Source organism: Cryobacterium sp. TMT1-66-1, assembly GCF_004403435.1.
Lineage (GTDB): Bacteria > Actinomycetota > Actinomycetes > Actinomycetales > Microbacteriaceae > Cryobacterium > Cryobacterium flavum.
On sequence record NZ_SOGP01000015.1, the window covers coordinates 1 to 23,969 of the forward strand.

General features: G+C 67.2%; 23 protein-coding genes. 5 read left to right on the forward strand and 18 right to left on the reverse strand.

Annotation, left to right across the window (positions count from 1 at the left end; translation table 11 throughout):
• Positions 1–76 precede the first annotated feature (76 nt).
• The 7 genes from E3T29_RS19665 to E3T29_RS10740 form a co-directional block, all read right to left on the reverse strand.
• Positions 77–397 carry a hypothetical protein gene (locus E3T29_RS19665; protein ID WP_166792383.1) on the reverse strand — a complete coding sequence of 107 codons (321 nt, stop codon included), beginning with the start codon at positions 395–397 and terminating at the stop codon, positions 77–79.
• 218 nt (positions 398–615) lie between these two features.
• Positions 616–1,602, reverse strand: coding sequence for a hypothetical protein (locus tag E3T29_RS10715; RefSeq protein WP_134345418.1), 987 nt, complete (start codon positions 1,600–1,602; stop codon positions 616–618).
• Positions 1,602–2,189 carry a low molecular weight phosphatase family protein gene (locus tag E3T29_RS10720; protein WP_134345419.1) on the reverse strand — a complete coding sequence of 196 codons (588 nt, stop codon included), beginning with the start codon at positions 2,187–2,189 and terminating at the stop codon, positions 1,602–1,604. Before E3T29_RS10720 ends, E3T29_RS10715 begins: the two co-directional genes overlap by 1 nt.
• Positions 2,186–3,622 (reverse strand): polysaccharide biosynthesis tyrosine autokinase, encoded by a 1,437-nt coding sequence (locus tag E3T29_RS10725; protein WP_134345420.1) that lies wholly within the window; start codon positions 3,620–3,622, stop codon positions 2,186–2,188. The genes E3T29_RS10720 and E3T29_RS10725 overlap by 4 nt, the downstream gene beginning before the upstream one ends.
• A gap of 107 nt (positions 3,623–3,729) precedes the next feature.
• Positions 3,730–4,254 carry a hypothetical protein gene (locus E3T29_RS10730; RefSeq protein WP_134345421.1) on the reverse strand — a complete coding sequence of 175 codons (525 nt, stop codon included), beginning with the start codon at positions 4,252–4,254 and terminating at the stop codon, positions 3,730–3,732.
• Positions 4,255–4,313: 59 nt separating this feature from the next.
• Entirely contained in the window at positions 4,314–6,104 is a 1,791-nt protein-coding gene (locus E3T29_RS10735; RefSeq protein ID WP_134345422.1) for a DUF4012 domain-containing protein, read from the reverse strand.
• Positions 6,105–6,134: 30 nt separating this feature from the next.
• Positions 6,135–7,580, reverse strand: a complete 1,446-nt coding sequence (locus E3T29_RS10740; protein WP_134345423.1) for a polysaccharide biosynthesis tyrosine autokinase — start codon at positions 7,578–7,580, stop codon at positions 6,135–6,137.
• A 197-nt stretch (positions 7,581–7,777) separates the two neighbouring features.
• Here E3T29_RS10740 and E3T29_RS10745 point away from each other — a divergent pair, with 197 nt between their 5' ends.
• Together E3T29_RS10745 and E3T29_RS10750 are read left to right on the forward strand one after the other, a co-directional pair.
• Entirely contained in the window at positions 7,778–8,485 is a 708-nt protein-coding gene (locus tag E3T29_RS10745) for a type II CAAX prenyl endopeptidase Rce1 family protein (protein ID WP_166792384.1), read from the forward strand.
• Between the two features lie 215 nt (positions 8,486–8,700).
• The gene (locus E3T29_RS10750) at positions 8,701–9,009 is read left to right on the forward strand and encodes an ATP-dependent DNA ligase (protein WP_134345425.1); all 309 of its coding nucleotides are present in this window, start codon (positions 8,701–8,703) and stop codon (positions 9,007–9,009) included.
• Positions 9,010–9,201: 192 nt separating this feature from the next.
• Here the strand turns inward: E3T29_RS10750 and E3T29_RS10755 are convergent, their stop codons facing one another.
• From E3T29_RS10755 to E3T29_RS10785, 7 genes are all read right to left on the reverse strand, one after another.
• A complete protein-coding gene (locus tag E3T29_RS10755; protein WP_134345426.1) occupies positions 9,202–9,732 on the reverse strand; it encodes a sortase in 531 nt (176 codons plus the stop codon).
• A gap of 199 nt (positions 9,733–9,931) precedes the next feature.
• The gene (locus E3T29_RS10760) at positions 9,932–12,310 is read right to left on the reverse strand and encodes a hypothetical protein (RefSeq protein WP_134345427.1); all 2,379 of its coding nucleotides are present in this window, start codon (positions 12,308–12,310) and stop codon (positions 9,932–9,934) included.
• Positions 12,310–12,963 carry a response regulator transcription factor gene (locus tag E3T29_RS10765; RefSeq protein ID WP_092340297.1) on the reverse strand — a complete coding sequence of 218 codons (654 nt, stop codon included), beginning with the start codon at positions 12,961–12,963 and terminating at the stop codon, positions 12,310–12,312. Before E3T29_RS10765 ends, E3T29_RS10760 begins: the two co-directional genes overlap by 1 nt.
• A 221-nt stretch (positions 12,964–13,184) precedes the next feature.
• Positions 13,185–13,814 carry a thymidine kinase gene (locus E3T29_RS10770; protein ID WP_104089025.1) on the reverse strand — a complete coding sequence of 210 codons (630 nt, stop codon included), beginning with the start codon at positions 13,812–13,814 and terminating at the stop codon, positions 13,185–13,187.
• Positions 13,814–15,229: a hypothetical protein gene (locus E3T29_RS10775; RefSeq protein ID WP_134345428.1), complete on the reverse strand. Its 1,416-nt coding sequence runs from the start codon at positions 15,227–15,229 to the stop codon at positions 13,814–13,816. Before E3T29_RS10775 ends, E3T29_RS10770 begins: the two co-directional genes overlap by 1 nt.
• 49 nt (positions 15,230–15,278) lie before the next feature.
• Complete coding sequence (locus tag E3T29_RS10780) at positions 15,279–16,580, reverse strand: sensor histidine kinase (RefSeq protein WP_134345429.1); 1,302 nt, start codon at positions 16,578–16,580, stop codon at positions 15,279–15,281.
• 124 nt (positions 16,581–16,704) lie between these two features.
• Positions 16,705–17,934 (reverse strand): Rv2578c family radical SAM protein, encoded by a 1,230-nt coding sequence (locus E3T29_RS10785; protein WP_134345430.1) that lies wholly within the window; start codon positions 17,932–17,934, stop codon positions 16,705–16,707.
• Between the two features lie 390 nt (positions 17,935–18,324).
• On the opposite strand from E3T29_RS10785, the gene E3T29_RS10790 reads away from it, so the two are divergent.
• The 3 genes from E3T29_RS10790 (at position 18,325) to E3T29_RS10800 (ending at position 20,303) form a co-directional block, all read left to right on the forward strand.
• Positions 18,325–19,509: a DNA topoisomerase IB gene (locus E3T29_RS10790; RefSeq protein WP_134345431.1), complete on the forward strand. Its 1,185-nt coding sequence runs from the start codon at positions 18,325–18,327 to the stop codon at positions 19,507–19,509.
• 85 nt (positions 19,510–19,594) lie between these two features.
• Positions 19,595–19,987: a hypothetical protein gene (locus tag E3T29_RS10795; RefSeq protein WP_134345432.1), complete on the forward strand. Its 393-nt coding sequence runs from the start codon at positions 19,595–19,597 to the stop codon at positions 19,985–19,987.
• Positions 19,988–20,021: 34 nt separating this feature from the next.
• On the forward strand, positions 20,022–20,303 hold the full coding sequence (locus E3T29_RS10800; RefSeq protein ID WP_134345433.1) for a hypothetical protein: 282 nt from the start codon (positions 20,022–20,024) through the stop codon (positions 20,301–20,303).
• 21 nt (positions 20,304–20,324) lie between these two features.
• On the opposite strand, the gene E3T29_RS10805 is transcribed toward E3T29_RS10800, so the two are convergent.
• The 4 genes from E3T29_RS10805 to E3T29_RS10820 form a co-directional block, all read right to left on the reverse strand.
• Entirely contained in the window at positions 20,325–20,633 is a 309-nt protein-coding gene (locus tag E3T29_RS10805) for a hypothetical protein (RefSeq protein WP_134345434.1), read from the reverse strand.
• A 185-nt stretch (positions 20,634–20,818) separates the two neighbouring features.
• Positions 20,819–22,297 (reverse strand): malate:quinone oxidoreductase, encoded by a 1,479-nt coding sequence (locus E3T29_RS10810; protein ID WP_134345435.1) that lies wholly within the window; start codon positions 22,295–22,297, stop codon positions 20,819–20,821.
• A 44-nt stretch (positions 22,298–22,341) separates the two neighbouring features.
• On the reverse strand, positions 22,342–23,532 hold the full coding sequence (locus E3T29_RS10815; protein WP_134345436.1) for a PP2C family protein-serine/threonine phosphatase: 1,191 nt from the start codon (positions 23,530–23,532) through the stop codon (positions 22,342–22,344).
• Entirely contained in the window at positions 23,529–23,969 is a 441-nt protein-coding gene (locus tag E3T29_RS10820; RefSeq protein ID WP_166792385.1) for an ATP-binding protein, read from the reverse strand. The genes E3T29_RS10815 and E3T29_RS10820 overlap by 4 nt, the downstream gene beginning before the upstream one ends.

Below are 23,969 nucleotides of genomic sequence, written 5' to 3' on the forward strand. Positions count from 1 at the left end.
CGGGGGCGGCTGTGGCGGGGGCGGCTGTGGCGGGGGCGCGGACGGGGGCGCTGCGAGCGCGGGCTGTGGCGGCGGGTCAGGAGCCGGTGGGGGGCCAGCTGCCGTCGCATCCGCTTTGCACGCAGGCGAATTGCCAGGTCTCGCCGTCGGGCACGATTTGCATGGGTATGAGGCAGCGCGGGCAGTTGGGGGAACGCACCTCGGCCGGCACAGCGCTGGCCAGCTCGGCCTCGGAGTAGGGCGGACCGAAGTACAGCTGCGGGCACGCGAGGTTGGCGCAGCCGTAGTCGTAACCCGTGCCGTGCCAAGTGACTTCCAGGGGATCGCCGCACTGCGGGCAGAGGCGCGGCTGAGCGACGTCTTTCTTCTCGAAGACCCATGCGACGTTATCGTCCATGCGCTGAGAATAGTCCCGCTGGCCGGGGTGTGGTGCGCATTTGATTATTTGTGGAAAATTGGGCGACTTGTACTCGGTGCCTGGTGCAATACTGCGGAAATTTTGCCGTCAGAACCCCAAATCAGGGAGCATTCAGGCGTTCGGCCCGAAATCTCCGCAGAGCTGAACGGGGTACCGGCACGGCCTCGGCACTCGAGTCCGGGTTCCCACCCGGGCCCCTAGAGCCACGTGCGGCCAGCGTCGGTGGAACGGAGGGTGGCGTCGCCGATCCAGAGCCAAACCGTGTCATCGGCGGCGGCAACCGCGACGTTGCCGGCCAGGGCAGCGGGCGTTTGCTCGGTCGGGTAACAGCCGGTGACCGTGGGTGCGAGGTCGGCGGTGAGGACGACGAGGTCCACACCGATGCAGTCGGCGGGTGTGGTGGCGCTCGTGGTGGTCGCGACGGCCAGGTAGCCCGTGGACGTGGCGGTGAGGGTGACCATTCCGGCGACGGTTACCGGCGGCGACCAGGTGGTGGCGGCATCCGTTGTGGCGAACAAGCGGCCGTCGGCGCAGAGCACGGCGGCCGAGCCGGCGTCTCCGACGCTTGGGGCGACGGTGACGACGGCGTCGCACGGGGCGGTGGCGAGGCCATCGGGGCCGTGCACGGTGGCGCGGTCCGCGGGGTCGATGTACCAGGCCACGTCGAGCTCATCGGGGTAGCTGGAGTAGTTCTCGCCACCGACGAAGGTCTTGACGAACTGCGGGGCGCAGTCTTCGTCAGCGAGGCCCACGAATTCGGCGACGGACTCGCTCTGGGCGAAGATGTTCTGCAGGGCGGTGACCCCGGTCGGTGCGGTCGCGTTGCTGGTCACCCAGGTGGCGCCGGAATCGGTGCTGAGCTCGGGCGAGGCCGCCGTGGCCGGGCACGCTCCGGTCGTGGCGCGCCAGGCTGCGGTGGTCGAAACGGCCGAGAGCAGGCGGGAGGCCGGCACCGGGCTGACCGCGGGCGCGAAGGTGGGGGTCGGCGTCGCGGCAAGGGCGGGCGAAGGAGTAGCGCTCGGCGTGGGGAAAACGGATGCCGTCGCTGCCGGCGTCGACGACGCGTCAACGGCCGCGTCAACCGAGGTGGAGGTGAGTGCGCTCGTGACGAGCACGGCGTCGATCAGCACGAACAGTCCGATGGCGGAGTACGCGATGAGGCGACGACGGCGTGAGTGAGGCATCAGGCTCCGGCCGCGACCAGGGCGGCAGTGATCGTGGTGACGGAGGCGTTGATGGCCGCGGCGGCACGGGCGTAGACGGCCGCGGACTGACGGTAGGGGTCATCGACGTCGTCGAGGGTGGGCGGGTTCGGCGACGGGTGGAGTCCACGGGTCGAGGCGACGTCGGCGACGTAGGCCGCGAAATCGAGCGGCGGTCGGGTCGGTTCGGCGGCGGCCACGAGACGGGCGAACTGGTTGAGGGTGAAGGTGTAGCGGGTGGACTTGGGCAGCATCGTCACGACGTCGCGGCGGTGGTCCCGCGTGGCGGTGAGCACCAGGTCGGCGTCGGCGATGAGCTTCTCGGTGAGTTGCCGAGCAACATGGTCGGTGTTTGACGCTCCATATTGCGACGACAACGCCGCAGCCTCCGGCGTCATGGCGCTGCCGGTCATGGCACGCGTTCCGGCACTCGTGACGACGGCATCGATGCCGGCAGCGGTCAGATTCTGCCGCAACAGCTGCTCGGCCAGCGGCGACCGGCAGATGTTGCCGGTGCAGACGATGAGGATTCGGGGGGCTGCGGCTGGGAGGTCGCGCGGGGCGGTCATGCTTGGGCCCTCGATCGCCGCGAGTAGCTGGGGGCGACGATCTCGGGGGCCGGGCCGACGTCGCCGTAGGTGTGCCCATAGCCGTACTGGCCGTAGTGGCCGTAACCGTAGGCATCCGGTCCCTTGGTGGGCAACATCGTCATGACCACGCCGCTGATCGGAGCGCCGACGCTGGCGAGCGCCGCGATGGCGCCGCTGAGCTGATTCTTCTGGGTGCGCCCGGCCGCGACGATGAGAATGGCGCCGCCGACGCTCTTGGCGAGAATCGCGGCATCCGTTACGGGAAGCAGCGGCGGGCAGTCGAAGATGACGACGTCGAAGGTGCGGTTGAAGTCTTCGATCATTTGCGCCATGCGCGACGACCCGAGCAGCTCGCTCGGGTTGGGCGGAATGTGGCCGGCAGGCAGCACGAACAGCTGACCGCGGCCCCAGGGCTGAATGACGTCCTCAATCTCGGCGCGGCCGACGAGCACGTCGGTGAGCCCGACACCGCCCTCGATGTTCATATACTCGGCGACGCGCGGCTTGCGCAGGTCGGCGTCGACGAGCAGCACGCGGGCACCGGAATCAGCCAGTGAGATGGCCAGGTTGGCGCTCGTGGTGCTCTTGCCCTCGCTGCCGATCGAGGAGGTGACGACGAACGACCGGTCGACCCGCTCCACGTCGAGGTATTGCAGGTTGGTGCGCAGGGTGCGAAAGGACTCCGCGCGCGGGCTGCGCGGGTCAGCGTGCACGATAAGCGGGCGCTCGGCGGCTTTGGGGTCGAACACGATGCCGCCGATGATGGGCAGGTCGGTGACCTGCTCCACGTCACGCTGGCTGCGAATGCGGGTGTCGAGGGTTTCGCGCAACACCGCGAGGCCCACGCCGAGGGCCAGCCCCACGAGAGCGCCGAGCGCGATATTGAGGGGAATGTTCGGGGCCACCGGCTCAGACGGCACACTGGCCACCTGCACCCGGGTGAGTTTCACGGTGGGGGCCCCGGTGACCTGGTCGCGCTGCTCAATCTGCTGCACGCCGGCGGCGAGGCTCTCCGACACCGCGTTGGCGATGTCAGCGGCCCGACGCGGGTCGGCATCGGTGACAGCAATGTCAATGATCGAGGTGTCCAGCGGCGCCGACACGGTAATATTCTCGGCCAGTTCGGCCGCCGTTTCGGAGAGCTTGAGGGTATCGATGACCGGCAGCAGCACCAGCGGTGAAACGGCGATGCCACTGTAGGTCTTGACCCGAGCCACGGTGAAACTCGCGCCCTGCACGAGATCACTCGTGGTGCCGCTCGACTGCGTCGACACGAATACCCGGGACGTGGAGCTGAAGGTCGGTGTCTGCAGAATCGAGAAAACGGATGCCGCAGCCACAGCCACCAGGGTCAGCGCCACGATGAGCATCCAACTCTTTTGCAGGATACGGATGTAGTCGCGGAGTTCCACGCTGCTACCTTTCGTTGCGGTACAAAACTGCCAACCTGTAGCTTGACACAGATAAAGGGGCCGCTCGGTTGGGCGAGCGGCCCGCAATCAGGGGGTGAATCCGGGAACTAAGCGGTGACGGCGCGACGGCGCAGGGTGAAACGCAGTGCGATGACCAAGCCCAGGCCCAGCAGCAGGGCGCCGGCCGCACTGTAGATGAGCACGAACGGAGCGTCGAATCCGGCGGAGGCCAAGCCAGCCCCGTCGGCGGCAACGACCGTGATCGTGGAGGTGCCGATGTTCTGCGACGTGAGCCCGATCGCCGTGACGGTATAAGAGCCGGTCGCATCGCTCGGCAGAGTGACCTTAAGGTTCACGGCACCGAGGCTGGTGGCCGTTTTGTGGGTGTCGACGGTGGCGGCACGCAGAGCGGCCAGGGTGACCGAGCCTTCGCCCGAGACCGCGACGGAGACCTGCTCGCCGCCGGCAAAAGCGCCGTCGTCGAACGTCACAGTGACCGTGCTTCCGGCGGTTTGGCTGCCGGAAACGGTTATGAGGTCGGCGGCCACGTAGCCGGCCGCGTGCGCGGCAACCGGACCAGCCAGAACGGCGACAGCAACGAGCGCGAGCGTGGCAAGAAGTTTTCTCAGCAAGGTGGATCCCCCGGTAGTACGTTGTGGCTTTGTGCCTCTGCGGCTCAGCTTATCGAGCCCTAACAATTGAAGTCTAGTGAAGTCGGTTCGTTCAGCGCGATCAGCGGCGTGCTGCGCAGCTCGATCTTGCCGGTAAAGGGCTCGGGGCCGAGCCAGTTGAAGCGCAGTACGGTGCTCTCGCCGGGTGCCAGTTCGATGCCGATGGAGCTCACCGGGTAGCCGGCATCGGCGGCCGGGTGATAGGGGACCTCTGCACCGTCGCGGGTGAGCCCGAGATTTTGCATCGCCTGAGTGCCGTAGCCCGCGATCAGGGTCTTGATGTTGCCCGGCGCTACACCGAAGGCGCCGGCGCCGGTGACATAGGGGGGAAGGCTGGTGGCGGCATCCGCTGGCGCAGTATTGGTGAGGGTGACCTCGAGCGCGTACTGCGGGCGCTGGTCTTTGCGGCAGGTCTTCTGGCCGATGGCCGTTTGCACATCGAGGTAGACGTCCATTTTGGAGCCGGTGCCGTCGTTGAGGTAGAGCCCGAACCGATTGGTTTCGTCGTCGCTGACAGGGCGGGCCCCGGCCAGGGTGGTTCCGTCGAGAATGTTCTGCTCGGCCTCGTCGGCATTCCAGACCATGACCCGGTTCTCGGTCGCGGCGCGGCCGAGCGCGGCAATGAGCTTGGTGGGGTCGGCGTTGCCGCTCTTGACGGCGTCGAACACGGCCCCGGCGGCGGCGGCGAAGAAGATGTCCTGCTGCTCGGGGTCACTGTAGCGCGCGTAGACGTCGCTCAGCAGCAGCTGCACGGCGTTGCCGGCGTTGAGTTCGTCGCCTGTGGCGAGGGCGATCGGGCCGGTCGCGTCGAGCAGGTAGCTGAGCGCGACCGGGTCTATGGAGAGCACGCCGTTGGCTTCGACACCAAATTCGAGGCGCCACATCTCCCGGGCGAGTGCGCCCGACTGCGCGAAGTCCGGGGTCATCGAGACGTTTTGAATGAACTGGCCGGTGATGTCGCCGTAGATGCTGCGAATGTCGTCGCCGAGGGGAAGCACCGGGGCCGGATACTCCGGAAACGAGGTCGAGCTGGCCTGCTGGGTGAGCTCGATGCGGCCGTTGTCGGTGTGCAGCAGCGCGAGCGCGCCGGGGATGCCGCCGGTGGAACGCAGCTCGGCCGGGTTTTGAAAGAGCAGAATGTAGTCGCGCGGGTCGGTGGCTCCGAGCATGGCTGGCAGCAGGGTCACGGCACGGTTCAGGCCGTCGAGGGTGGCCGAAGTTTCGACGGTGACGGTCTGCAGACGGCTGACGGCGCCACGCACGACGTCGAGGACGTCGTTGGTTTTGATGGCGTTCACGTTGGTGGCGGCGCGGGCCATGGCACTGTTGGCCGCGGTCACCGAGGGCTGAGCGTCGATCAGCGGTTGCAGGGCAATCGCACCGTCAACGGGCTTGAAATCGGTCAGGTCGATGGTGCCGGCCAGCGCGGCGAGGGGCGTGACGGCGTTTTGGGCGACGTCGTCAACCACGGCGGCGAGCTGGCGAACGGCCACCAGGTTGGGGCCGAGGAACGGCAGCAGTTCGTAGGTGCGCCAGATCGGGTCGCTGGTGCGAGACCGGGCGGTGTCGGCGTACTCGGCCAGCTCGGCTGCGGTCTGGGCGGCGGCCGTGCTGTCACCCGCGACGACCTGATCTTTGATGCTCGTGGCGAGCGGCACGGCCGCCTCGAGGGCATCCTTGGCCTCCAGGCCGCGAATACCCACCCAGGCGGTGGCCGCCACCACGATGACCAGCACACCGAGCACGACGAACCCCACGATGGTGCGGGTGCGTTTCGGGGGTGCAGCGTGGGCCGAGGGGGAGGAAGACATTGCCCTATTCAAGCAGAGCGCGGAGGCCGATTACGGCTTGACGCGAGTGCCGCGAGCGCGGGCCGGGCCGGCATCCGCTGCGGGAAGCACTTCACCCTCGACGGCGTCCACGTCGCCGTAGCTGTAGCCGTAGCCGTAATGCCCGTAGCCGTAGGCGTCGGGGCCGCTGGTGGGAAGCATGGTGAGTACGAGCCCCGAAATGGGGGCGCCCACATTGTTCAAAGCGGCGATGGCTCCAGTGAGTTGGTTCTTGTGGGTGCGCCCGGCCGCGACGACAACGAGAGCGCCGCCGACGTTTTTGGCGAGGATGGCGGCATCCGTCACCGGAAGCAGCGGCGGAGCATCGAAGATGACCACGTCGAAGGCCCGGTTGAACTCGGCGATGAGCTGGGTCATGCGGGTGGAGCCGAGCAGTTCACTCGGGTTCGGCGGCACGTGGCCGGCCGGCAGCACGAACAGCTGGCCCTTGCCCCAAGGCTGGATAACGTCGGCCAGCTCGGCGCGACCGATGAGCACGTCGGTGAGGCCAACGGCACCCTCGACATCCATGTAGTCAGCGACCTTAGGGCGGCGCAGGTCGGCGTCGACCAGCAGCACGCGCGAGCCGGCATCCGCCAGGGCGATAGCAAGGTTGGCGCCGGTCGTGCTCTTGCCCTCACTCTCGATCGACGACGTGATGACGAACGCACGGTCGACCCGGCCCACGTCGAGAAACTGCAGATTGGTGCGCAGGGTGCGAAACGACTCGGCTCGCGGGCTGCGCGGGTCGACGTGCACGATGAGCGGACGGTCTTTGGCCTTGGGATCGAAGACGATTCCGCCGAGAATTGGCAGGTCGGTGAGCGCTTCAACGTCGCGGGTGTTGCGGATGCGGGTTTCCAGGGTTTCCCGCAGCACCGCGATGCCGACGCCGAGGGCCAGGCCCACGAGGGCGCCCAGGGCAATGTTGAGCGGCACGTTGGGGCTCACCGGAGCGGTCGCCACGGTCGCTTCCTGCGTGAGAGTGAGTTTGACCGGTGATGTCGCGCCGACGGCATCCGGAGTCTCAATGTCTTCGACAACCCGGGTGAGGCTGGTCGAAATAGCGTTGGCGGTGTCAGCCGCCCGCACCGGGTCGGTGTCGGTCACGACGACGTCGATGATCGACGTATCCAGCTGCGCGGAGGCAGCCACCTTCGTCGCCAGTACGTCGGCCGTGACGCCCAGGTCGAGACTGGCGATGACGGGCAGCAGCACGATCGGTGTGGTCACAAGCTCGGAATAGGTCTTCACGCGCGCCACGGAAAAGTTGTTGCCCTGGGCGAGGTCGGCGGTAGACCCGCTCGACTGCGTCAGGATGACTACCTTGGACGTGGCGCTGTACTCGGGCGTCTGCAGAATCGAATATGTGGATGCCGCACCCACGGCCACAAGCGTGCACAAGACGATGAGCACCCAGCTCTTGCGCAGAATGCGAATGTAGTCGCGAAGTTCCATGCGGCTTGATCCCCTCGTGTCGTAACCGGGAATGGCAGCTCCCGATCCGGCGCGTACTTCACTGCACGAACGTGCGGTTCCCCTGCTCTGAGGGTACCGAACTTTGGCCCGCGTGCCGACCGGGGGCCGGGGCCGGTAGTTTGGAGTGACGGGATGGTGAAACTATGGGGGCATTTACTCAGCCGCACGCTCGGCCAGTGAGTCTTCTGATGCCCGCCGGCATCGGCATCGTGGTGGCCATGGTACTGCTGGCGTCGGTGGGCGCAACGACATTTCGCGACGGCAACGTCGCCCTGCTTCTCGGCTATCTCTGCGTCTGGGTGCCGCTGCTGGTTGCGATCGGCGTGACGGCGTTCGGTGTTGGCCGTGCGGCGGGCGAGCAGAGCGGCGCGGTGCGGCGCTTTCTGCGTCTGTCGATTCGACCGATTGACCTGGTCTGGGGCATCGCCGTGGGGCTTCTCACCCGCACGGCGGCCAGCCTGATCGAAATCGGGGTCTACGGCAGCATGGGCACCACCGGCGTCAGCTTCGGCGAGACGGTGTACGACCTGTGGTGGCTGTTCGGGGCTTTGTTGGCCCCGGTGCTGCTGGCGCCGTTAGTGGAGGAGCTCTTCTTTCGCGGCCTCGTGCTGCGGGCCGTTCATAGCCAGGTGGTGACCCGCGGTTCTTCGGGTTGGGCTGGGGTGATCGCGGTTGCCGTCAGCGGGCTGACGTTCGCGCTCATGCACCTGGTGACCATTGAGGTCGGGAACGCGCAGACCATCGTGGTGGTCGGAGTCTCGACGCTGATTTTTGGCCTGGCTGCGGCATCCATTTCGCTGGCCACCGGGCGTATCGGTGGCGCGATCATTGCGCACGTGACGTTCAACGGGCTCGTCGTTGTGCCGGCGCTTCTGGCGTTCTGAACGGCTCGCGCCATATAGCGGCGCCGGACCGATCTGACTACCCCCAGCATTGGGGGCTGATATTTGGCTAACTAAGCTAGGCACTTTGCAGCCCGCATCGCTATGATCAAAAACGCATAACAATTTTCGATCCCCAACCGGGAACGAAACCCGTGGTTGTATGCGATTCGGCCTGCCCGTTCGCGTTCGCCGAAGAACCATCGCGAGGCACCGGAATGGGCAAGTTTACGTACGACTCGAGTATCACGGTCGATTTCGATGACCGGGCGCTCGCACACATTCAGATCGTCATTGGCACCAAATTGCGCCGCGGGGAATCGTTCTATTTCTCCTGGCGTGATGATCCGCTCGTTGGCGGAGGGCGCAGCACCGTCTGGGTGCATTCTGGCATCTCCCTGGCCTTCAAGTATTTCGGCAGCAAAATACCGAGCCTCAACCGCGACTGGGTCGAGGCGTTGACGCTGTCGGCCAATTCGTCGACCGGTTTGCAGATCGTGACCGAACCGCCGCCGCGCAACCTGTAGCGCAGCGCACGGGTCGCTCTGGCCCACGAAGTTTCCCAGCCCGGCCGGATCTCCGGCCGGGCTTTTCTGCGCCCGTTGGGCGGCTCCGGGCGGGCGGGGCGGGCGCGATCGTCTCGAGTACCCAAAAAGCCCCGACTCCGAAGGGAGTCGAGGCGTTGTTGAGAGCAGCCAGCAGCTACACGATGAAGCTAATTACGCGGCAGCGTGCTGACGACGAACCGAGATGCGCACGGCGATGAGTGCACCACCGAGAACCAGGAGGCCAGCGGCACCCCAGATGACGAGGACCGGAGCGTTGAAGCCGGTGGACGCGAGGCCCGTAGACGTGCCAGCGTCGGCGGCAGCAAGCGTCAACACGGCGGTTCCGACGCGGTTGGACGACAGGCCCGTTGCGGTCACCGTGTAAGCGCCGGTGGCGTTGGAGGCGAGCTTGACGTTGACCGTGACCGCACCGGCCGTGGCGGCCTTGGTGATGCTCGTGGTGACAGGCGAGGCAACTACAGACAGCGTGGCAGCGTGCGATCCGACAACGTTGATCTTGACCTGCTCGGTGCCAACGAACGCGTTGGTCGGAAAGCTGACAGCAACGGTTGCGCCGGCAACGGGAGTTGCACTGGCGGTTCCGCCGGATGTCGGGGTGTAGTCAACCGCGTTGGCGGCCGGCGCAACCGCGAAGACGGCGAAGATAGCGAGTGCCGCAGTAGCGAGGCTTTTCTTGAACATAGGTGAGGGTCCCCCCGGGTAGTTGAATGACTGATACGCCGAAATTGGCGTGTCCCGGCATATCGTCGTGAAATACCTAGGCGACTTTCAGGTTAGCGGGATGATTGGTGCAATACACAATTTGTTTTGCCTTTTTTTCTGGCAAATCAGCGTAGAAACGCCCTTAAGCACCTGTAGTGGGGGTAATTGAGGCAGACGATCACGTTTCCCGCACGATGCCGTCCCTGGCAATGAGCAACAACCGGCTCAGGGTGACGTCGTTCACGGAGGTCTCTACGATAATGGTGGCAAATTCTGGTCGACCAGGCGGGAGCACCCGCACCGTGAGCCGACCCTGCGTGAGCCGGTCGAGCTCACCACTGATGATCGCGGCCGTCAGCGCAACGGATGCCGGTGGCCGATCGTCGCTGTCGTCGAGCAGCACGACCTCGACCCCGCGGGAGCGTGCCGCCCAGGCTGCCCCGATGATGGGTTCGACGAACAGACAGCGCGCTCGAATGGCGTCGCGCAGGCTGGCCTCGACCAGTAGGAACTCGTCGCGCTGAAAATCCGTCACCGGGTCGATGCGGGTGAGACGTTCGAGCGAGGGTCGCGCCAACGCGTTCAGTCGGGCGACCTGCACCTGACGTTCGGAGGTGGTCGCGCCAGTGCGGGCCACAATGGTTTCCCTCTGCAACCGATCGCGGTACAACTCGTCGAGATTGCGTGAGTAGTGCCGCAGGGCCACGGCGAACAAGGTGCCCACCAGGAGGGTACCCGCGTGGCGGCTTGCCTGCAGGAGGCCGTCGCCGACGGTGAGCCCCGTGTGCACCGCCACAGCGATGGAGCTGAAAGCCATCATGGCGTACCCCGCCCAGGCCCAACCGGTGCGTCCGCGGGCGACCAACACGACGAGCAACAGCGTGATGGCGCCCAGGTGCCAGTGGGCGAACGGTCCAACCGGCCCGCTCGGAATGTGGAAGAACATCAGGGCGGCAGCGACCGTGCAGAGCAGGAGAACACCTACCGTGCGGATCATCGGCATCGGATCAGCGGCATCACCGGTGACCAGAATCGCCGCGCTGGAGAGCGCGAGAAAAGCAAAGATGCCCAGCGGCATGATGGTGATGCGATCGGAGTTGGCGGCGGCGAGCACCGAGTGCACGACGATGAAGAGCACGACGACGAGCCGGGACAGGCGCACGGAAAGACCGAGCGACGCCGAGAACGACAGGGGACGCGGTGCCGCCCCTGGTATGCGGGCGAAAAGAGCCGTCGCCGCGGTCACGGCCGCCGGAGTGGCCGCTGGCGAGGCCCCGATCGGCGCTATCGTTCGAACCCAGAACAGATCGACAGTGACTCCGTGACCCGGCCGGCTCGTGATGACGGCGCTTCCGCCCGGCACGCGTTCCATGCGACCGACGATGCTCTCCACGATTCCCAGCCGGTTGTCGGGCACGCGGGCGCTGTCGAAACCTACCCCATCGTCGGTGACCGCCAGGTGAATCGCATTCCGGTCGGCGCTCAGCGTCACCCGACGGCGCACCTGATGCGGATGCCCAACTCCGGCGGCGGCGACCGAGTTGCGCAGTGCCTCGCCGGCGGCACCGAGCAGCGCGAGTACGACCGGAGCGGGGATCGGCTTGAGATCGTTCTGCAGAATCGTGACGTGCACCGCGGCCGCGAGCTGCTGGCACTGGTGCCGCAATTGATTGGCGAAGTCAGCCCCGCTGACGGGGGCCGTCCGGGCATCCGTGCCGAGAGCGTCGAGCTGGTCCAGCGTGAAACGCGCTTGGCGGGCGACCACGGTGGGCGAGGCCCGGTTCAGGCCCGCCATCAGCAGGGTGGAGAGCACGCTGTCGTGCACGAGGGCATTGATGGTCTGCCGCTCCGCGCGCCGGGCAAGCCGGGCGGCCTGCTCGGATTCGGCGGCCCGTCGCACGTATTCCTCCCCGTCGACTCGAGCGGCGCTGCGTCGGATGGTCAGCGTCAGCCCCACCAGAACGCTCGACAGAAGGAGCATATAGAGGGCGTCCTGCAACCCCACGAGCAGTGGGTCGGCTTCCGGCGAGGTCGCGCCGCGAATGAGTCCGCTCGCGATAGACGCCAGCACGGCATAGATGCGCGCTGTCCAGGGCCGCACGCTGATGGCGATGGCAACCGTGGGAATGCCCGACAGCATGAGCACCCACGGCACATCGGTGCCGGCCGGGAGGGGTTCGAGCCGCATGACCAGCCACCAGCAGAGGATGAACGAAAAGGTGAAGCCTTCAGTGAGAGCGATGCGCCGTAATACCCGCAGCGGCACCATATGGGAAAGAAAACCGAGGGCGGCCGGCAACCCCACGATGAACAACCAGCCGACGGTCGACGCGACCGGGAACGGGTTGTAGACCTGGCGCAGGAACACGTCGAGGGACAGCACGCCGAAGATCAGCGCGGTGGCGCCGACGCCGAGGTAGAGCATCCGGGTGAGACGTTCGGTGGCGGATACGTCGTCGAGCTCGGTGGCGCAGGCGCTGGCGGCCGTGTCGGCGTCGGGACGCGCTCTCGGCGGGCGAGGCGGAGCATCCGCTTCGTGCGAATTTCGCTGGGGCATTAGGAGCGGCCGGGAACGGGCAGGATGCCGTCTTCCAGAGCGCGCTTGTATAGGTCGATCTTGGTGTTGGCCGGGCGTCCGACGCGCTCGTACTTGGAGCGAACGCGGCGGATGTAGTCGATGACGGTGGCCTCGGAGAGTGCGGTGCGGGACGCGACGAGGGGCGCTTTCGCGCCGGCCGCGTAGAGCGCGAGTACCTCGCGCTCGCGCGGGCTGAGGCCCGCGTCAGCGAGGTCGGGGTCGCCGTCGAGGGCGGCGGCCCAGTCGGTGGAGGCGATGGTTTCACCGCGCGCGGCCCGCGTGATGGCGTCGAGCAGCACGGCGGCCGGCTCGGATTTGCGCACGACGCCGAGCACGCCGGCGCGGGCTGCGGCCCGCATGAGCTGGGCGTCGTCTCCCCCGGTGAAGGCGAGTACGGCCGCACCCCGGGCGCGAAGCCGGTCGACATTGCTCATGACCGTTGAGCCGTCGGAGAGACGCAGGTCGAGGATGACCAGGTCGATGCGGGTGCCGTGCGGCGTGGTTTCAAGCAGTTCGGTCACCGTGGCGACGGTGCCAGCAACGTGGATCTCGGGGATAGTGGAAAACAACTCGGCGAATCCGCGCGCGACGATCTCGTGATCGTCGATGAGGGCCACTCGATAGCGGTACATGGATTTTACCCTAATGTCTCCTTTCACATCCGACCGCACCCCATTGTGGGCTTTGGGCGCTGTGCCCTGTTTGGGGGCCCACAGAACTGGCGGCTGGACCGGTCTGCTTCGAATTTCTAAGCTGGAATCGGGGAACTGGGGGGACAGGGGGTGCTCGCGACGACGACGAGCGTCCCGACCGCGTCAGGCGGGCTGTGCGCTCGGCGCTTTATTCGGGCGGATTATTCGGGCGCTGGCCGGCTGCGATTGTTGAGCACTCCGTGGCTCTCGTCGAGATAGCAGCTGCCGCAGAGCGACTCGTAGGTGACCTCTTCGCCGTCGATGGCCACCTGGTCGCCGTCGAACACAAACGCGCCGTCGATCTTGCGCCCGTTGAACACCGCTTTGCGCCCGCAGCGGCAGATGGTTTTGAGCTCTTCGAGGCTGTGGGCAACCTCGAGCAGGCGGCGGCTTCCGGGAAAGGCGACGGTTTGAAAGTCCGTGCGAATACCGTAGGCCAACACGGGTACGTTCTCGATAATGGCGATGCGCAGCAGGTCGTCGACCTGGGTTTCGGTGAGAAACTGGGCTTCGTCGAGCAGTAGGGCGCTTACGTCACGGCCGGACTGTTTTAAGACCTCGCCGCGGTGCTGCTGGAACGCGGCGTAGGCATCCGTTTCGGGAGTGAGCAGAAAGTCGACGGCGCGGGTGACGCCCAGCCGGGAGAGGATGCCGCGGTCACCCTTGGTATCGACGCTCGGCTTGGCGAGCAGCACGTGGTGGCCGCGCTCCTCATAGTTATAGGCCGCCTGCAGCATGGACGTGCTTTTACCGCTGTTCATGGCGCCGTATCGAAAGTACAGTTTCGCCATTATTTGATGCCTTTGGTCGTGGTGCGCTCAGCGTCAAATTCTAGCGTGAGCAGCGGATGCCGGCTGGTCACCCGCACCCGGGTGAACACGGCGCGCAGCACACTGAGGTACGGGCGCAGGGCTCGGCGGCGGTGAAACGGCGGCAGGGAGATGCCGGCCTGGATCGTGATGGTGTCGATGGCGCTCAACCCCGTTGTGCGCGGCCTGGGGGCGGTGGCGGCGTGCACCTGGGCCTGCGCGCGGGCCTGGGCCTTCGCCTGGGTGGCGGCCTGCTGTTCGGCGGCGGTGACGATGGCAATGGTCGTGGTGTCGGCGGCCGGTGTCGGGCGGGCTCCGCGGTGGCCGAAGGCCTGGGTGATCTGGTCGGTGTCGGCGGGGGCTTCGCCGGATCCGTCGATCTGCACGACCAGGCTGGTGGGGTCGAAGCCCTTGAGCCGACAGAGGGCCACGATCAGGGCACCGACGGCGGCGCGCTGATCGGAGTCGAAGCCGGTCGCGCGGCGTTCGGGGTCGGCGATCACGCACAGCGGGTTGAGTCCGCGCTCGGTGAGTTTGAGGCGTTCGCGGTCGATGAGGTCGTCGAGCCAGGTGTGGTCGACCTCGGCCACGAGCACCCGCCGCACCTGGAAGGCGAGGGAGCGCGCCCGTTTGATGTCGGCTGCTGTCAGGGTTTCTCGCTCAAGTACGTCGGCCAGAAAGGGGAGCACGTCGGCGCCGAGGTTTTTCAGGCGCTGATCGACGACCTCGGTGGCGAGGAGACCCCGGCTCTCTTCGGTGCGCGCGCGGATGGCGCGGCGGGCATCCGTTTGCCAGCGGTGAATGGAGTTGACGACCTGGCGCGAATACGCCGCCGAGGCGAGGGCGGGCGCGAGCACCTGGGTCATGGCGATGATGGCGAAGAGAAAAGGCGGGGTCTGGATGCCGAGAAACGGAGACTGGGCCAGGGCCGTGACGCCGACGACGACGGCGGAGGAGACGCCGAGCGTGAGGATTTCTTTCCACGGACGGAATGGGGCGAGGGCGAGGAGCAGCAGGCCGAGTCCGATCGGGGCGAAGTCGTCCTGGATCATGCCGTTGAACTGCCAGGTGCTCGCCGCGGCGAGCAGGTGCGCCGCGAGGCCGAGGGCCACGATCACGACGGCGCGGGTGCGGGGGAACGGCGCCAGATCGGGGCGGGCGGCCCACACCAGCACGGCGGCCGCGATCATGAGCACGGCAACGGAGGCCGCGGCGAGCTCAGTGATCTGGATCTCGTGCATGCGCGATATCGTCGCGACGATGGCGTAGGTCACGACGATGAGGGCGACGACCGGGGCGAGGGGCCACGCGGCGAGGCCGCCGATGGGGTCGAGGCGCTGCTGCGAAGCGGATGCCGGCGCGCGCGGCCGGCGCGGAGTGGGGGTCGCGCGGGTCATCGGGGGTTCCGTGGGGTCGCCGGGTTGTGGCTGGGCGGGGTCGCGCGGGTCATCGGGGGTTTCGTGGGGTCGGGCGGTTTCGCGCGGTCTGGCTGGTGGCAGGGTTCGTGGGCGTGCGTGTGGCGGCCGGAACCGTCAGTCGCACGCTCGTGCCGGCGCCGGGGCGGCTCCAGATCAGCACGGATCCGCCGAGCTGTTCGATGCGGCGCCGCACCGACTGCCGCAGACCGAGGCGGTCGGAGGCGGATTCCGATTCGGTGAAGCCGCGGCCGGCATCCGTTATGAGCAGTGAGATTGTGCTCAGGTCGGATTCGATGGCGACCTCGGCGGAGGCGACTCCGGCGTGCAGGATGACGTTCACGAGGCACTGCTCAACGGCGAGGCCCACGTCGCGGTCGCTGCCGGCGTCGAGGCGCGCGAGGGCGTCGCGGTCGCCGGTGACTTCGACAACGAGTCCGCGGTCGCGTGTGCGTTCGATGGCGGTGTAGACGGCGCTCGACAGCCAGGCGTCGCTGACGGGTGATTTCGGGGTGTTCTCAGTGGCTGTGCCGGTGAGGGTCGGTTGCGGGTCGGTGTTGGTGCGGGCGTCGATGTCGGTGAGCCAGTTGGTGTCGTGCAGGGTGGCGAGCGTGTAGTTGAGGCTCGCCCGGAGGCCCGGCGAGAGGGCGCCGGGTTCGGCCAGGGACAGGGCGACGAGCTGGGCCACGGTCGTGTCATTGAGTAGGGCGATGGCGCGGGTGTCGAGGGCGTCGCGGAGCTGGCGGTTGGATCCGTCTTGCACGGCACGGTGGATTGCGGGCTGGGCGGCGTTGCTCGCGCGGCGGTCGATTCCGGCGAGCACCATGACGCCGACGAGCACGAGGTAGGTGGAGAGGGTGAACAGGTCGGGCCGGTAGGGCACTGCGGTACCCAGGATCGCGAGGAACGCGGCGGTCTCGGCGAGGATGAAGGCCGCAGTGCTCCAGAGCACGCCGGCGAGGGCGGTGGTTCCGGCGCCGCCGACCATGACGAGTGCCATCTTCGGCAGGGCAACGAGGAACATATTCGCCGCGGGGAATACGTCGGGAACGCCGAGCACGGTCGTGGTGAAGACGTAGACGCCGAGGGTTCCGACGATGAGATAGGCGACCGCCAAAGTGATGCGGCGGTGCCGGGTGAAAAGAATGAGCAGGGCCCCCATGGTGGCCACGACCACGATGGTGATCCAGAGTTCGGGGCTGCGGGTGAGGCTGAGAATGCCGACGGACACGACCGCGGCCATCAGGCAGGTCAGCGCGAACCAGTGCGCGGCCCGCGCGAGGGCGCGCGCGAGCGTCAGCTGCACTAAGTGGCCGGGTAGACCCAGAGACATATTTTCCCCCTGGTCAAGTATGCCACCGGGGTTGAATGGGGGCGGGTGGTGGTTGGGCGGGTGGTGTAGCCGTGGGCCGATCATGAGCCCAGTTTCCCGGCCCCGGTCCGGAAAGTCTGACCGGTCAGAACAGGGTGGGTGAGAGTTCGGGCGGGAGCTCGGCGGCGATCAGCGACCGCGGGGACTCGGAGCCCGGGGCCCACCTTGTGACCCCGGGCCCAGTTTCTAAACTGGGCCCGGGGACGGGGCCCGGGCCCGGGCCCCGGGAAGCGCCCGGTGCAGAGGCCAGCGCAGAACCCGGGCCCGGCGCAGGGAGAAGGGCGGGCGCGCGGGAGGCGGGCATCCGTTCCGGGGAGGACGGAAGGGCGCTGGAACGCAGCCCGCCGGTGGACGGGTCGACGACCCCGCGCTCGAGGCCGTGCGCTCGAATGAGTGGTTTGATGCGGGCGGCGAGCCAGGTGCGGTATTCCTTGGGGGCGTACTGGCCGCGGGCGTAGAGCTCCTGGTAGCGGCCGACCAGTTCGGGATGCTCGCGGCCGAGCCACTGCAGGTACCAGTCCTTGACTGCGGGCTTAAGGTTGAGCCCCGAGTAGAGCACGCTCGTCGCCCCGGCAGCCTTGGCCTGGCGCAGCGCCTCATCGAGGTGGGCTCGGGTGTCGGTGAGAAACGGCAAAATAGGCATGAGAAAGATGCCGCAGTCCAGGCCGCGTTCGCGCACCGCGGTGACCGTGGCGAGGCGTGCCTTGGTGGTGGGGGTGCCCGGCTCGACGGACTGCTGCAGCTCGTCGTCGTAGATCGCGATGGACATGGCCAGATCGACCGGAACATGCTCGCTCGCCTCGACCAACAGGTCGAGATCGCGGCGCAGCAGGGTGCCCTTGGTGAGAATGGAGATGGGCGTCTTGCTGTCGGCGAGGGCCGCGATGATGCCCGGCATCAGCCGGTAGCGTCCCTCGGCGCGCTGATAGGGGTCGGTGTTGGTGCCGAGGGCCACCGGATGCCTCCCCCACGTCGGTTTCGCCAGCTCTTTTCGCAAGACCTCGGCCACGTTGACCTTCACAATGATCTCGCTGTCGAAATCCTTGCCGGCGTCGAGGTCGAGGTACTGATGCGTGGGACGCGCGAAGCAGTAGGTGCAGGCGTGGGAGCATCCGCGGTAGGGGTTGATCGTGTAGCCGAACGGCAGCGCGCTCTGCCCGGGCACGTGGTTGAGCGCCGACTTGGCGAGGATCTCGTGGAACGTGATCCCGGCGAACTCGGGCGTCTGCACGCTGCGCACGAGGTTGTTCAGGCGGGCCAGCCCCGGCAGGGCGCCGGGCCGCTCGGTCTGTAGTTCTTGTGAGCTCCACCGCATGCTCTAAGTCGAACACAAGTTCGATTGGATTGCAAGTGTCTGCCGAAAAACCCGGAGTGAGCGGATGCCCGCGGCCCGCGCCAGGCTCGCGGCACTCAGCAGAGTTCGCGGCACTCCTACAGAGGGTGCCGCGAACGCGTTCGAAGGTCGCGAGCGGGCGAGCCGGGCGCGAGCAGTGGCATCCGCTCGCGGCACGCGTTGGGGAAGTTGGCACTGGTTTGAACACGTGCGGGCTTCCTCAACACGTGCCACGAGCACGCCGGAAGGGCTCGATGGGCGAGCGCGCCTGAGCGGCTCGATGGCCGCGAGCGCGCGGACACCGGCGCCGCGGCATCCGCTCGGAGGGGAATCGCACTATTGTGCCGACATGCGATCAGAAGCCACACCGGCATGACCCGGCTGCGACGCAGTGACCCGACCCGGCCGGGGTACACGCGAAAGCGCGCCGGCACGGGCTTCAGCTACCGCGACCCCGCCGGGCAGAAGGTGACCGAGACGGCGCTGCGCGAGCGATTCGCGGCGCTCGCGATTCCGCCCGCGTGGAACGACGTATGGATCTCGCCGCACGCGAACGGGCATATCCAAGCGATCGGCATCGACGCCGCCGGGCGCCGCCAGTACATCTACCACCCGGTGTGGCGCGAACAGAAGGACCGCCTCAAGTTCGAGCGCGCGCTGCAGCTGGCCGAATCGCTGCCGCGGGTGCGCGGCCAAGTCACCCGTGAGCTTCGCGGCGACGGCCCGCCGCGCACCCGGGCGCTCGCCGCGGCGTTTCGCATGCTCGACCTCGCCTCGCTGCGCATCGGCAGCGAGCGCTACGCCGATACGTACGGCAGCCACGGCCTTTCGACGCTGCTCTGCTCCCACGTAACGGTGCGCGGCGACGTGGTGCGGCTGAATTTTCCGGCCAAGAGTGGGCAACAGTTTCAGGGCGTCATAACGGATGCCGACCTCGCGTTGTATCTGCGCGCCCGCCTGCGCGAGCGGCCGGCCGCACCGCTGCTGTCCTGGGTACTGGATGACATCGAGGACATCGTGTCGGCCGCCGACATCAACGATTTCATCAAGGAACGAACCGGCGGGGAGTTCACGGCGAAGGACTTTCGCACCCTGCGGGGCACGGCCGCCGCCGCGCAGAGCCTGGCGGCCAGTCTCGCCGAGAGCTTGAAGGTGACCTCGGAGGCGACCGGCCGGCCGGCCGTATCCGGTGTGGCGGGCTCTGCCGGGCGGCCACGATCGTCTGGCGGCACGGATGGCGCGGGTGCTGCGGGTGCTGCACGTGCGCCGGGCGCGCAAGCCTCAGCTGCTGGGCCGGCGGGATCGGCCGCGCCCGCGGCATCCGCTGCCCGGCCGCCACGTGCTGCGACGCGCAGCCGGCGCCAGGACAACCGTGCCATCGCCGAAGCCATGCGTCAGGCGGCGGATGCACTGGGCAACACGCCGGCGATCGCGCGCACGAGCTACGTGGATCCGCGCGTGGTTGACCTCTATCTCGCCGGTGAGACCATCGACCCCGCGGGCCGGGTCTCGGTCGAGACGGCGCTGCGCACACTTTTACTCGGCGAAGCGACCTGATGAATGTCACCCGTTCGGGGTATAACTTGAGTGCCGCCCGCCGGTCGCCGCTGCGACCGGCCGTCCCCATGAGAAAGGTAGACCTGTGACTTACGACTCCGACCCCTACAACCAGCCGCCGCTCGATGCCCCCGACACCCCAGAAACCGAATCTGCGCCCGAGGCCCCGGCTTCGCCGACCAACCCCGATCAGCTGGTCGGGCCGGATGGGCCCGACGGGCCGGACGACGAACACGCGGGCTCAGCCGTTCCGGTCGCAAGCGCGGGCACCGGTCCCGATGGGCCGGCCCCGAGCGACGACGGCTCGACAGCCGGGGAGGCCGCCGCGCCCGACAGCGATGCCGAAGACGATCAGGACAACGTCGACAACGAGCCCAACCTCGACGACATCGACCCCGCCGACAACCCGTCGAACCCCGATCTCGTCGGGCACGACGTCGACGCAGAAGACCCCCGCCTCGCCGAACCCACCGCGTGACGTCCCCGTACCCCGCAACCCCTAAGGAGTCCCCATGAAAGGCAAGTTCTTGTTCCTCGCCGGTACCGCGACCGGCTTCGTTCTCGGATCCAAGGCCGGCCGCCAGGCCTATGACCGGCTCAGCGCGAAAGCCCACGAAATGTGGGGCGACCCCGCCACGCAGAAAGTCATCTCGCAGGCCGAGACGATTGCGCGCGACGCCGCCTCCGTGGCACAGAACAAGGTGAGTGACCTGCTCGACCGCACCGAAGCATCCGTCAAGAAGGAGCAGCACCACACCAATCCCACCACGGGTGCCGACAGCCACGAAATGTAGACCGCGGGCCGACCGTCTCGGCTAGTCCGTGACGCGTGAGACCTGGCGGCTGCCGGGCCGCATTGGTGCGCCCGGGCCGGGTGCACCGCGCACCAAAAAACTGGCTTGGGCCCGGTCGAAGGATGAGTAGAACCACCTCGTGGTGAGCACGCCGAGCTTGGTCACCTCATAGGCGTCCCCGCTCTGCTGGATAACTCCGAGCAGGGCGGCCGGGTCGCCATCGAGCATGTGCGAATCTCGCACCAACCATTCGGTCGGGGTGAGCTGGAGAATGCCGAGCTGCGATACGCGCAGATTCTGGGCATCCGAAACGCCATTGTTCGGGTTCACGTGCCGCCTCCTGGCCGCCATTGGGCTTTAAGTAGACATCCGCTAACTCCCGCATTCAAGGGGTTGACAACGCCCTCCTACGCGATCCCCACCCGGCTCCAATCTTCCTTCCGCGAGAGCGCAAAAAGTGCCCGATTGGACACTCCAATCGGGCACTTTTTGCGCTCTCGCGAGGCGAGCTGGGACTAGTTCGTGAGGTTCAGGACCTCGGCGGTCGCGGCGAGGGACGCGGCCGCAGCGGCGGGGTCGTCGGAGAGGCGGGTGCCGTAGCTGGGGATCATCTGGCGGATCCGCGGCTTCCAGCCCTCGATGCGGTCGGGGAAGCAGCGGGCCAGCAGGTCCACCATGATCGGCGCGGCCGTCGAGGCTCCCGGCGAGGCGCCGAGCAGGCCGGCGATCGAGCCGTCGCTCGAGGTGATGACCTCGGTGCCGAACTGCAGCACTCCCCCGAGCTTGGGGTCCTTCTTCATGACCTGAACGCGCTGGCCGGCCGTGATGAGCTCCCAGTCCTTCGAATCCGCGGCGGGAATGAACTGGCGCAGGGCCTTGATCTTGGCGTTCCGCGACGCGAAAACCTCGCCGATCAGGTATTTCATCAGGTCGAAGTTGTTCTTCGCGACGGCTAGCATCGGGCCGAGGTTGTGCGTGCGAATGGAGAACGGCAGGTCGAACCAGGTGCTCGTCTTCAAGAACTTGGGGCTGAACCCGGCGTACGGGCCGAACAAAAGCGACATTTCGCCGTCGACGACGCGGGTGTCGAGGTGCGGAACCGACATGGGCGGGGCGCCCTTGGCCGCCTTGCCGTAGACCTTGGCCTGGTGCTGGGCGACGAGCTTCGGGTTGGTGGTGCGCAGGAACTGGCCACTGATCGGAAAGCCACCGAAGCCCTTGATCTCGGGAATCCCGCTCTGCTGCAGCAGAGCGAGTGCGCCGCCACCGGCTCCGACGAACACGAAGCGGGCGTTGATGGTACTGCGGGTCTGCCCGACGTGGCGCAGCAATTTCAGGTTCCACGTGCCATCCGCTTTGTGCCCCAGGCCGACGACCTGCTCGTTCATGTGCATCGTGGCCCCCTTCCGGGAGAGGTTCTCGAACAGAAAGCGGGTGAGGGCGCCGAAGTCGACGTCGGTGCCGCTCGTGATGCGGGTGGCGGCGATCTTCTGGCCGGCGGGGCGCTTGCGGGTGAGCAGCGGGGTCCAGGTGCCGATGGTGGCGGCGTCATCGCTGAATTCCATGCCGGCGAACAACGGCTCGGGAGCGAGCACGGCGTGGCGCTTGCGCAGGTATTCCACGTTGGCTTTGCCGTGCACGAAGGTCATGTGCGGGGTGGAGTTGATGAACTTCTCTGGCTCGGGCAGGGCGCCGATCGAAACCAGGTGCGCCCACAGCTGGCGGCTGATCTGGAACTGCTCGTTGATAACGACGGCCTTGTCGGCGGTGACCGAACCGTCCGCAGCCTGCGGCATGTAGTTGAGTTCGCATAGCCCGGCGTGGCCGGTGCCGGCGTTGTTCCACGGGTTCGAGCTCTCTTGGGCCAGCTCGCCGAGGCGCTCGTACACCTCGATGCGCCAGTCGGGCTGCAGCTCCTTCAGGAGCGTGCCGAGGGTGGCACTCATGATGCCGCCACCAATGAGGACTACGTCAACGGTTCCCTGAGAATTCACACTGTCGAGTGTATCGCTGCGAGCGGATCCGCCTGACCGCACACTCACCGCTCGCCCGCGCGCCGAATGACGATGACCGTGACATCGTCGGGGGCGCTGAGCCCGGCCCGCAGCATCAGCGAATCCACAGCGTTCTGGGCAGTCGGCGCCCCACGCACCAGCCGGTCGACCGCGTCGAGGGAGGCGAGCGTGCCGTCAAACAGGTCGAGCACACCGTCGCTCACCGACACCAGCGTGCTGCCCGGCGCGAGCACGACAGTCTGCTCCTGCCAGGGCGAGTCGTCGCCGGCGCCGAGCGGCAGCCGCAGCGACGTGAGCCGCTCGGTCGTGCCGTCGGCGTGCACGACCAGGGTGAGGCCGTGGCCGGCATCGACGTAGCTCACGACACCGGTGTCCATGTCGAGTCGGGCGTGGAACAGCGTCACGAAACTGCCCGCCTCGTCGAGGTCTGGGTCGAGCGTCGCCGCCGCGATACGCGCGACCTCGGCCACACCATCGAGACGAGATCCGGCTCGCAGCACTGCCCGCACGGTCGCCGCGATGATCGCCGCACCCACCCCCTTGCCCATGACGTCAGCGAGGGTGAAGGCCGCGCCCTCCCCCACCGGATACCAGTCGTAGAAGTCGCCGCCGACGGCGCGCGCCGGCGAACAGGCCCCGGCCACCTCGAACCCCGGCAGGCTCACGAGTTTCTTGGGCAGCAGGCCGCGCTGTACCGCGGCGGCCTGGTCGAGTTCCTGCGAGGCGTTCAGCTCGTTCTGCACCCAGAACGCCAGGTCGCGGAGCAGATTCTGCTCGAGCGCCGAGAACTCGCGCGGCACGGTATCGAACACGCATAGGGCGCCGATGCGTTCGCCGCCTTGCGCTTCGAGAGCATGACCGGCATAAAAGCGGATGCCCGGTTCCCCGGTCACATAGATATTGTCGCGAAACCGCGGGTCCAGCCGGGCATCGGGCACAATCAACGTGCCGCAAGCGTCGATGGTGGAATCGCAGAAGGCATTGGACCGCGGATACTCGAGGGGCTGATCGGGCTCGACGCCAGCGCTGGACTTGTTCCACTGCCGGTCGTGATCGATGAGCGAGATGATGGCGATCTGCACATGGAAGAGCTCTTTGACCAGCCGGGTGATGCGGTCGAAGCGTTCCTCCGGCGCGGTGTCGAGGATATGCAGGTCGTCGAGCGCGCGCTGGCGGGTGAGTTCGGTGTGCTGGAAAATAGCCGACGCAGTCATGACCGCAGCGTTCGCACGATGTGCCAGCGGTTCACGTCGCCGTCGCGGGTGTATTCGAGCTCGTCAACGAGGGCCTGGATGAGCGCGATTCCCCGGCCCGATTCGCTCAGCGCATCGGGCATCTCACGGCTGTCCACCGCACCGTCTGATGCGGGGTCGGCGGACGCCGCGAGCAGCTCCACTACCGTCCCCCCGGTATCGCTCAGCCGCGCGTCGATCGAGACAGCGCTCACCTCGAGCCGCAGTGCGCAGGTCACACCGCTGCCGGTGTTGCCGTGGCGCAGCACGTTCGAGGCGAGTTCGATCAGGGCCGTCTCGAAACTGAAACGGTCTCTCGGGGAGACGTGCGCGGCATCCGCCCAGACCGTTTCGAGCAGGGCGTGCACGGTGTCCACGTCGTCGGGCGGTGAGACCAGCGTGAGGGTGTGCGCGCTCAC